Origin of the sequence: Acinetobacter sp. AG1, assembly GCF_001005525.1 — a bacterium.
In the GTDB taxonomy this organism is placed as follows: Bacteria; Pseudomonadota; Gammaproteobacteria; order Pseudomonadales; family Moraxellaceae; genus Acinetobacter; species Acinetobacter modestus.
The window spans coordinates 1-8,288 of record NZ_LBMZ01000058.1 but is presented as its reverse complement, the minus strand read 5'-3'; the positions used below and the strand labels follow the sequence as shown (position 1 = coordinate 8,288).

General features: G+C 35.9%; 12 protein-coding genes. 5 read left to right on the top strand and 7 right to left on the bottom strand.

From position 1 onward, the window contains the following. Positions 1 to 702: 702 nt before the first annotated feature. Together AAV96_RS00950 and vapC are read left to right on the top strand one after the other, a co-directional pair. Positions 703 to 933, top strand: coding sequence for an antitoxin (locus AAV96_RS00950; RefSeq protein WP_046737959.1), 231 nt, complete (start codon positions 703 to 705; stop codon positions 931 to 933). Beyond that, entirely contained in the window at positions 930 to 1,325 is a 396-nt protein-coding gene (vapC, locus tag AAV96_RS00945; protein ID WP_046737958.1) for a type II toxin-antitoxin system tRNA(fMet)-specific endonuclease VapC, read from the top strand. Before AAV96_RS00950 ends, vapC begins: the two co-directional genes overlap by 4 nt. An 83-nt stretch (positions 1,326 to 1,408) precedes the next feature. Here vapC and AAV96_RS00940 read toward each other — a convergent pair whose 3' ends face one another. The 6 genes from AAV96_RS00940 to AAV96_RS00915 form a co-directional block, all read right to left on the bottom strand. Further along, positions 1,409 to 1,876, bottom strand: a complete 468-nt coding sequence (locus AAV96_RS00940; RefSeq protein ID WP_155857111.1) for a hypothetical protein — start codon at positions 1,874 to 1,876, stop codon at positions 1,409 to 1,411. Positions 1,877 to 1,915: 39 nt separating this feature from the next. Continuing rightward, complete coding sequence (locus AAV96_RS00935) at positions 1,916 to 2,563, bottom strand: hypothetical protein (RefSeq protein WP_046737956.1); 648 nt, start codon at positions 2,561 to 2,563, stop codon at positions 1,916 to 1,918. Then, positions 2,553 to 2,831, bottom strand: coding sequence for a hypothetical protein (locus AAV96_RS00930; protein WP_155857110.1), 279 nt, complete (start codon positions 2,829 to 2,831; stop codon positions 2,553 to 2,555). Before AAV96_RS00930 ends, AAV96_RS00935 begins: the two co-directional genes overlap by 11 nt. A gap of 248 nt (positions 2,832 to 3,079) precedes the next feature. Then, positions 3,080 to 3,298 (bottom strand): hypothetical protein, encoded by a 219-nt coding sequence (locus AAV96_RS00925; protein WP_046737954.1) that lies wholly within the window; start codon positions 3,296 to 3,298, stop codon positions 3,080 to 3,082. Beyond that, on the bottom strand, positions 3,295 to 3,651 hold the full coding sequence (locus AAV96_RS00920; protein WP_046737953.1) for a hypothetical protein: 357 nt from the start codon (positions 3,649 to 3,651) through the stop codon (positions 3,295 to 3,297). Before AAV96_RS00920 ends, AAV96_RS00925 begins: the two co-directional genes overlap by 4 nt. 39 nt (positions 3,652 to 3,690) lie before the next feature. Next, complete coding sequence (locus tag AAV96_RS00915) at positions 3,691 to 4,581, bottom strand: MobA/MobL family protein (protein ID WP_046737952.1); 891 nt, start codon at positions 4,579 to 4,581, stop codon at positions 3,691 to 3,693. Positions 4,582 to 4,792: 211 nt separating this feature from the next. Between AAV96_RS00915 and AAV96_RS00910 the strand changes: the two genes are divergently transcribed. The 3 genes from AAV96_RS00910 to AAV96_RS00900 all read left to right on the top strand — a co-directional run bounded on the left by AAV96_RS00910 (position 4,793) and on the right by AAV96_RS00900 (position 7,737). Next, positions 4,793 to 5,515: a hypothetical protein gene (locus tag AAV96_RS00910; protein WP_046737951.1), complete on the top strand. Its 723-nt coding sequence runs from the start codon at positions 4,793 to 4,795 to the stop codon at positions 5,513 to 5,515. A 677-nt stretch (positions 5,516 to 6,192) separates the two neighbouring features. Further along, positions 6,193 to 7,116 carry a replication initiation protein RepM gene (gene repM, locus AAV96_RS00905; RefSeq protein ID WP_017724908.1) on the top strand — a complete coding sequence of 308 codons (924 nt, stop codon included), beginning with the start codon at positions 6,193 to 6,195 and terminating at the stop codon, positions 7,114 to 7,116. A 63-nt stretch (positions 7,117 to 7,179) separates the two neighbouring features. Continuing rightward, the gene (locus AAV96_RS00900; protein WP_046737950.1) at positions 7,180 to 7,737 is read left to right on the top strand and encodes a plasmid replication DNA-binding protein; all 558 of its coding nucleotides are present in this window, start codon (positions 7,180 to 7,182) and stop codon (positions 7,735 to 7,737) included. A gap of 195 nt (positions 7,738 to 7,932) precedes the next feature. On the opposite strand, the gene AAV96_RS00895 is transcribed toward AAV96_RS00900, so the two are convergent. After that, entirely contained in the window at positions 7,933 to 8,154 is a 222-nt protein-coding gene (locus AAV96_RS00895) for a hypothetical protein (protein WP_046737949.1), read from the bottom strand. Positions 8,155 to 8,288 lie beyond the last annotated feature (134 nt).

Sequence of the window (8,288 nt, the reverse complement as noted above, 5' to 3'; positions counted from 1 at the left end):
ACCTGTTGTAGTTGATAGAAGCCCTGTTAGGGTACTTACCGCTCTTTCATTACTAGAATTAGCCATAATATTCCTCATATAAAAGTATAAAAATCAATTGATAGCATATTAACAAGCTTAATAGATAATACGTTTTGAATATTCTCCATTTAACATAATGGCGCTTATGCGAAACCACTTTTAATTATTCTAATTAAATCAAATATTTGTGAATTTTACATAACCCCAAAAAACACTAAAAAGCCGACTCGGAAACAAGTCGGCTGCTTTTTAAGCACTTTTGTCACTTTTAGCCAATAAAATTGGTTCAAAAATACTCAAAATCACGGTTTTTCCTGATTTCTCAATGCCTCAATAACCCACTTTTATCCCCATTTTCTGCGGACAATTCTTGGGATAATTTGAGGATATCTCCATGTACGTTCTGGCGTACAGGCATTCAAGAAAATCACCAATAGGCAGACACAACCAGATTGCATATCATGGTTTCATTGAGAACAGGATGTTCCAGATAAAAATAAGAAGATCAGCGACAGGACGCGAGGGATGACAGGAGTTGACCCTAGTACCAAATACGAAAAACCCCGACAGGATGTCGGGGTTTTTTTTATTGTCTCATGATTTTAATTTCACTTTGACTCTACACACTTTAATGTTATGGTATATATCAATGATATATCTTTTGTGTATCTGGAGGTCAACATGGAAATTGCCAAAGTATTTCAAACTGGTCGCAGTCAAGCAGTTCGCTTGCCTAAAGCTTTTCGCTTTAATGGCACGGAAGTGGCCATCAAAAGCTTCGGACGTGGTGTATTACTCATGCCCATCGACAATCCTTGGGATATCATGTTAGAAGCCATCAATGAGTTTGAGGTTGGATTCCAATTGGAGCGAGCTGATCAAGGCGAACAGTTCCGTGAGGAGTTCAGATGATTTACCTCTTAGACACAAATATTTGTATCTATGTCATCAACAATAAGCCTCAACACGTTTTTGAACGCTTTAAGCAATATCAACTCGGCCAGCTTGCAATTTCAAGTATCACGGCATCTGAGCTGGCTTTTGGTGTAGAGAAGTCTGTATCTGAACGCAATAAACAGGCGTTAAACAAGTTTTTGTCACCTTTAGAGATTCTTCCTTACGATGAACAGGCCATTTGGCATTACGCCAAATTACGCCAGAATCTTCAATCTACAGGTAAACCGATTGGCAGCTTAGATATGCTGATTGCTGCTCATGCCTTGGCATTAGATGTTGTATTAGTTACGAACAATACAAAAGAATTTGAACGGATTGATGGTCTGAAGCTAGAGAATTGGGTCTAATCGCTATATCTAGCCCTGTGCAGGGCTAGAATTCGCATAAGAGATTTTATGTTAAAAAATCAGAAGCCTTTATTTTTTGCTTTTTAATTAATATTCGACATTTTTTTATACTCCATATGGTCTGCGAGTATACTCATCAACTCATTTTTTTTAACAGGATCATTATAGTTATCTTTTAGAAATATAAATCCATGATGTGTTTTCTCATCCCTTATGATCAAAACCTGTTTATCTAAAACATTTATTTCATTTATTGCATCAAAAATATCAAATTCTAAAAGAGATCCATTACCCTTCATAGAGTAACCATAGCTAGAAAATACACTTTTAATATTTTGAAATTTTTCAAAATCTTCAGAATTTTCTGGAATATTAGATCTAAGAGAAACAGAAAATTCATTTTCTCTTAAAAAAAAACATTTTTCTAAATCTGGTAATTGGGCAGTTGTAGTTGGATTAACATATCGCCATAAAAATCTTGCACAACTATAATAATAGTCTGAATATACATAAAGTGATTTTTTTATATATTCATATTTCTGAGGAAGCATAAAATAATATAGCATTATTAGATTTAAACCAAAAATTAATCAATAAAGACACTTAAATATGTTATCAATTTTTTTGAGTGCTTTATTCCTAGATAAAGTTAATGTTCCAGAGGCTCTAGCCACACCTAAATCTCGATTATTAGATGAAAAAATAACTTCACCATTTTCACAAAATACTAAGGAAGTACTATTTCTGTTAGTCTTTAAATAAGATACAAATAGCCCTTCATTGTTAACATATATTTCTGATTTTACTATATTTTCATTAAAAAAGAAACGTAATAATTCGATTAAAGATTTTGTTGAAACACTTCTATCTTTAGTATCATTGGAATTATAAATGATAATTGAATTTTCAATTTTTTCTAATTCATTTTTTTCTTTGAAAGTTTCACGATATTTTTCAATAAATGAGAATGTTTGATCACATTTATCACTTTTAATTTTTTTTTCGAAATCTATAAACTTATCTAAATATTCATTAAAGAAATTATCATCATAATTAAGATTTTTAAAATCATTAAATGAATAATATGTGTCTTGGAAGTTACTTTTTTCTAAGAATTTCTTTTTCTCAACTAACTCTCTTACAACTATAGAATCTTCGTAATAATCAGATAATTCTTTTTCACGAATAGATTTAAGTATGTTTAAGTTAGTTAAAATATTTGATAAATTAGGACTCATCTTTACCATCCAATTGATTTATATATTTTTCTAAATTCGAATAAATTTCTCTAGCCATCTTATTTGGGATAACGAATGATCCCATTAAACTATTTTCTTCTTGGTTGTTAATAGTCTCTAGAAAATTTATTATTAAAAAAGCATTATTATTTTCAGATTTTATTTGTAATCCAGATACGAGTTTCGGAGGAGAAACTACAGTATCCCTAATATAATCTTTTTTTTGTTGTCTTCCTCTTATAGGAATATTTTTGGTATTAGAAGACATAAGTACCTTGAGATGTTCTAAAAGTGTAGTTTGCATCTTAACGAATAAATTTTCAATTTTAAAGTAATCTATTATCTTTTTTATTAAAAAAAACAAGTTAAAGTATTGTTTTTTTTGAAATTAAATAGAGGTTGGTGGGAAAACTGTAGTAACGTGTAACATCTATATCTAAAAAATAATTTTTATATGATTCCATTTTAAGAAGTGATTCAATCTTCTAAAATTAATTGAATACTGCTTATGCAAAACTACTCCTTATCATGCAAGGATTTCATAGCTATCCACTTCATCATTAACACCTCATCTTCCTCCTCAAAGGTCGACTCTCCAGAAGCAATCCGTTCAATCATCGCATCGACATCCGCTTGACTAGCATCAATCACACGCTGCTCAAATGAATGCTCCACAATCCCTTGCGTTGCCTTAAAAGCAGCTCGAATACGCTCTGCATCTACGTTCTTTTTCATACTTGGCCACGCTGCTCTGATTTATAACTTGGATGATCTTTCAGATAGGCAATAAAACTGTCTAAACATTTGCTATCCAGTCGTGATTCATCAGGATGATCCACATGCTGCGATAGGTTCTGACCTAAAAAATATTGCTCAAACTCTGTCTTAAAATACTCTGGAATATCAGACACCAAAACATAGCTATCATCTGATTTCAGTTGATGACGTGGGATCTGAATCAACTCAAGTAAATGTTTCTTCCACAATAGACTGGCGCGAAGCTGATCATTCACTGGATGATGGGGATCATGTGCAGCAGCACGTTGATATTCAAATAAACCCTCAAGAATTTGTTTTCCAGTCTTCATACGACCTCCAAAAGTTTGATTTAAAACCTCACAATATTCCTAGAACCATGATGGCGTATAATTATCATCACGATCTAGGTCTTGATTTTTACGCTGCTCTAAGGCTTGGTTGTACTCCTTTTGGTAGATCTGGAGCTTGTTAAATTGTCGAATCTGTTGAATGGTTTGCTTCTGTGCCTCAACCTCAAGCTGAATAATTGGATCGGCACTTTTCAACTTCCATCGGTAGATCTGCGGAACATCCTGCAATTGCGTTCCGTACTTCTGGTTAAATTCCTGATTGGACAAATGACTCACTCGATTCGGAACAACAATCTCCATACCCTCCAGAACCACCGTTTTCATCGGTGCATGGATCTCTAAAGCCTGATTAATCAGCTGCTCGGTTTTTTCTCTAAAGGCTTTGACCTGATCACGACCATAACCCAATGCATCAGCCGTCAACTTTTGTGCGCCCCCCTTGGTGGGATTCTTAGGACGATACTGTTTAAAGAACTGCTCTGGTGGTCGTTCAATCCCATCGGCCAGACTCCGTTCAGAATACATCAGATGCAAATGCGGTTGATCTTCACCTGTCAGCTCACTCGGATGATTATGCACCGCTGCGGTATAAGGAAACTGATACTGATCAGCAAATTCCTGAACAAAGGCCTCAACCAATTCTTTACGCTGCTGCTTCGACAACTCTTTCGGCAAAGCCACGGTCAAGGTTGAACTGGTTCGACCTCGAGCAATCTCATAACGATCGGCACTGTGCCAAAAAGTCGCAGGCGCATCGATCGCCCAAACAGGCATATTCCCAGAACGCACAAACTCCAATTCCTCATCGGCCTTTTGCTCGGCAAAGTGAGCCGTTCGAGTCAGATAATGGAAGGTATTCTTGGAACTGGAATCCTTCTTCACATTGTGCCGAATATTCATGTAAAACATGCCGAATTCACCTGAGATCCAATTCGAAAAGGAGGCTCTCCGCAGGAGCGAGGAGGAGTGTCTTTTTTTGACAATAATCGCTTTAGCGATTGTTGTCAAAAAAAGACACGGAAACGAGATAAACTATTTTTTATGCATAGCAGAAAAAATAGTTTAAACGCCCACAAGATGACGCTAACATGTTCTCCATTCACGGCAAAATGAGATCCACATGGCAGGACGCAAAGCGTTAGTTCTCACAGCAAAAGAAATCAACGAACTCGGCACGCATATCCTCCATCTGCCATTCAAAAGACGGATTGAAGAACGTTGCCTGCACATGCTCAAAAACAAAAAAAGTCTTCAGGATCTCAGTGAACAAGACCGCCAACTGATCCAGAAATGTCGCTATGAACGCAATGCCTACAACAAACGCATGCTTCAGCTGCAACTGATCCAACAGACAGAACCTGCCAAACGCAATGCACTGCAACAAAACATCCTCAAGCTCTATCAAAAACATGACATCGATGCCTACTTTGCCATGCACGATGCACTAGATGAGATCCTCAAAACGCAACGCCACCAAACCGCAGCGAAAAACCTGAACCAAAAAATAGAAAAAGCCCTGAATCCAGAACAACAAAAGGAAAAACAGAGCCAGAAACAACAGAAAAAACGAGAAGACCAGATCAAGTACTTTATCGGTTCACTCTATCTAGGCGTTTTTGAACGAGCAAAGTTTCAAATGACCCACTCCAATCAGGACTTGGACAACCTGAAAACCTTATTTCGTATGGCTTTAATCGGTAAAACCATGCAACAAACCAACAAGGATCTACAGACAGTCACTCAAGAAATTGCTAACTCAAGCCAATACCAAGAAATTGAACGATTTATACAAGAAGCCAAACAAGATCCGAGAAACCCATTCAACAAAACACCAGAACAATGAACAAATATCACGTTCAAACGCTGTATTTTCGCCATAGTACGATCATTTCAAACTGGACTAGAGATCAGCCTAAAAAACAAAAAAGTGCCTCTAAACGCAAATAGAAGCAAATGACACAGCCTCAATAAACCACTAGAACACCTCAACCAAGCGAGTGTCTACGAGCGACAGTCCCAAAATTCGCGCCTCGACCCTCTGAAAAACCGCTTTTTTAGGCTGTAGAGCCTAAAAAGGCATGGATCACATGTCAAAATTTGAGCCTAGACCGAGCGAAGCGAGCATAAAGCTCTATGAGCGAAGCGAATTCCGAGTTGCTTTTGCCTTTTCTCAAATTCACAACGAAAAGAACCAAAAAATTGCCCCGACGAATCGAGCGAAAGCGAGATTCAATAGAGTTTGAGCGTAGCGAAAACCAAGGGCAATTTTGACCAGACTAGGCTTTTAATTATTTTTAATGCTTTTAAATGCTTTTAGATAAGCTGAAAGCCTTTGTTTGCAATAGTTTAAGGGGTGATAAAGATAGGTTTAAGGGGTGATAAAGATAGGTTTAAGGGGTGATAAAGATAGGTTTAAGGGGTGATAAAGATAGGTTTAAGGGGTATATGAATAGATAGATTATTGACTATTTAAAATATATGACATATAACCTAGTTAAATGAATTAATAAGCTTCATATCATGACAAATAACAATAAATTAGTTGTTAAAGATAATGCTCTTATCGATGCTTCTTTTAACTTATCACTCATAGAGCAACGTATTATGCTCTTGGCCATAGTTGGAGCTAGAGAGTCTTCTAATCTCACGCCAGATACACCAATAGAAGTGCTTGTAAGCGACTACATTCATCAATTTAAAGTGGATAGTAATAATGCCTATGGCTTGCTCAGAGAGGCAGCAAAAACACTAAAAAGAAGGGAGTTCAGTTATTTAGATAGATATAAGGGCCTAGAGGCTCTTACTACAGCAAATTGGGTAAACAAAGTGACCTATGTAGATTCTAATGGTCTTATTGTTTTATACCTTAGCAACGAAGTTATCAGCTTAATTAGCCGATTAAGCGAACAATTTACCAAATATCATATAGAGCAAGTATCTGATTTTAGAAGTAAATATAGCATAAGACTATATGAGCTATTAATTAAATGGTTGAATGTAGCAAAAACTGAGAAATATAGTATTAACGATCTTAGATCAAAGTTAGGTCTTGACGCGACTGAATATTCAACAATGTCTAACTTCAAATCCAACGTATTAGACAGAGCAGTAAGTGAAATTAATAAACACACTGATATTACCGTTGACTATGACCAATTCAAAAAAGGACGAGTTATCACTGACATTCAATTCAGAATTAAATCGAAAGTTAGGCCATCTCAACAAGAATTAACTAGAACGCCCCAAACAGCATTCCAACAAATGACAGATGCTCAAATCAATATGTTTGGCAATCAGCTTTCACGACTACCTGAATTTTCAAACTTAGCAAATGGTAATGAAAGCTATGAGAGCCTAGCCGCGAAAATCAAAGAAATGCTAAGAGATCCAATACAGCAAAAACAGTTTTTGCCTCATCTAAAAAACTTAGGCTTTAAAGCTTGAGTGTATTGGAGAATACACATATTGTATTCTCCAATACGTTTTCAAAATACACAGCAATACACTATGAATACAGCTACAAAATACAGTGTTAGTGATGCTGCAACCCTGTATAAAAAATCTCGAGCTACGCTATATAAAGATATAAAAAACGGTGTGTTAAGCCGTGACCATGATGGTTTTATAGATTTTTCAGAACTTCTTCGTGTCTATGGAGAACCTTTTGGAGTAAAACAAGTAAAACGTATCGATACGTCTCCAATACAAAATCAAAATACATCTGAATACACTGATAAAACAGTTGTAGAACTCAAAAACCAAATTGATTTTCTAAAAAAACAGTTAGAAAAAGCCGAAGATCGTGAAGCCAAGGCAAATGCTCGTATAGATACACTGCTGACACTCATTGAAATGAAGCCCCCACAATCCAATATGACTACGTTTACCGATCAGAAATCTGCTCCAGATATAGCAACAGATCCTCGGTCAGAACCCGAGCCGAAAGATGACGGATTGCCTACTCCAGTCGAAACAGAAAATAAGCGTATTCCAGTGCCAGAGCACGTAGAACCAGAGCAGCCGAAAAGAGGCTTTCTCAGTCGCTTTTTCTTACCGAATGGGTGAGAGCATTGTTGACTGTAGCTAATCAAAATTGTGGAAGAATGGTTAATTACTAGGCGTGGAACGTGAAGAATCCATAAAAAAGCCCGATCTGGGTTGATTGGGCTGAGTAAAATTACTTAAGGTATTGATTTAAATTAAATTAACAAATTGACTTCGCATAAGGCGTATTATGTTAATTTTAGAAAAATTAATCTATTACTTCCATGGAATTTGAGGTGTTCTTGATTTAAACCCCTCATCAGCTTGTTTAAAATATTTTAAAATTCCATCTTCATAACCGAAACGCCCTTCACATGTAATACATCCAAAAGTTGGTGGATTGCCACTATCTGTTTGTACTGAATATAATTTTGAAATTATATTTTTTAAATGCCAGCATTTAGGACAACTTATGTCAGTAAGTTTTATAATATACATTATTTAAACCGATTAAAGGTCTATCAAAAAATGATGCATTTGAGGTTGAGGCAGTTGTCTTTGGAAATCCAAAAGGGGATAAGTGGCACGTAAAATTAAATATGCCAAGTAAGATGCAAAAATTTAGATATAAG

Bases quoted from the DNA above. Each gene is read 5' to 3' on its own strand.
- AAV96_RS00950 (WP_046737959.1), top strand. From the start codon at position 703: ATGGAAATTGCCAAAGTATTTCAAACTGGTCGCAGTCAAGCAGTTCGC.
- AAV96_RS00915 (WP_046737952.1), bottom strand. From the start codon at position 4,581: ATGTTTTACATGAATATTCGGCACAATGTGAAGAAGGATTCCAGTTCC.
- AAV96_RS00930 (WP_155857110.1), bottom strand. From the start codon at position 2,831: ATGTCTTCTAATACCAAAAATATTCCTATAAGAGGAAGACAACAAAAA.
- AAV96_RS00895 (WP_046737949.1), bottom strand. From the start codon at position 8,154: ATGTATATTATAAAACTTACTGACATAAGTTGTCCTAAATGCTGGCAT.
- AAV96_RS00900 (WP_046737950.1), top strand. From the start codon at position 7,180: ATGAATACAGCTACAAAATACAGTGTTAGTGATGCTGCAACCCTGTAT.
- AAV96_RS00920 (WP_046737953.1), bottom strand. From the start codon at position 3,651: ATGAAGACTGGAAAACAAATTCTTGAGGGTTTATTTGAATATCAACGT.
- repM (WP_017724908.1), top strand. From the start codon at position 6,193: ATGACAAATAACAATAAATTAGTTGTTAAAGATAATGCTCTTATCGAT.
- vapC (WP_046737958.1), top strand. From the start codon at position 930: ATGATTTACCTCTTAGACACAAATATTTGTATCTATGTCATCAACAAT.
- AAV96_RS00910 (WP_046737951.1), top strand. From the start codon at position 4,793: ATGGCAGGACGCAAAGCGTTAGTTCTCACAGCAAAAGAAATCAACGAA.
- AAV96_RS00935 (WP_046737956.1), bottom strand. From the start codon at position 2,563: ATGAGTCCTAATTTATCAAATATTTTAACTAACTTAAACATACTTAAA.
- AAV96_RS00925 (WP_046737954.1), bottom strand. From the start codon at position 3,298: ATGAAAAAGAACGTAGATGCAGAGCGTATTCGAGCTGCTTTTAAGGCA.
- AAV96_RS00940 (WP_155857111.1), bottom strand. From the start codon at position 1,876: ATGCTTCCTCAGAAATATGAATATATAAAAAAATCACTTTATGTATAT.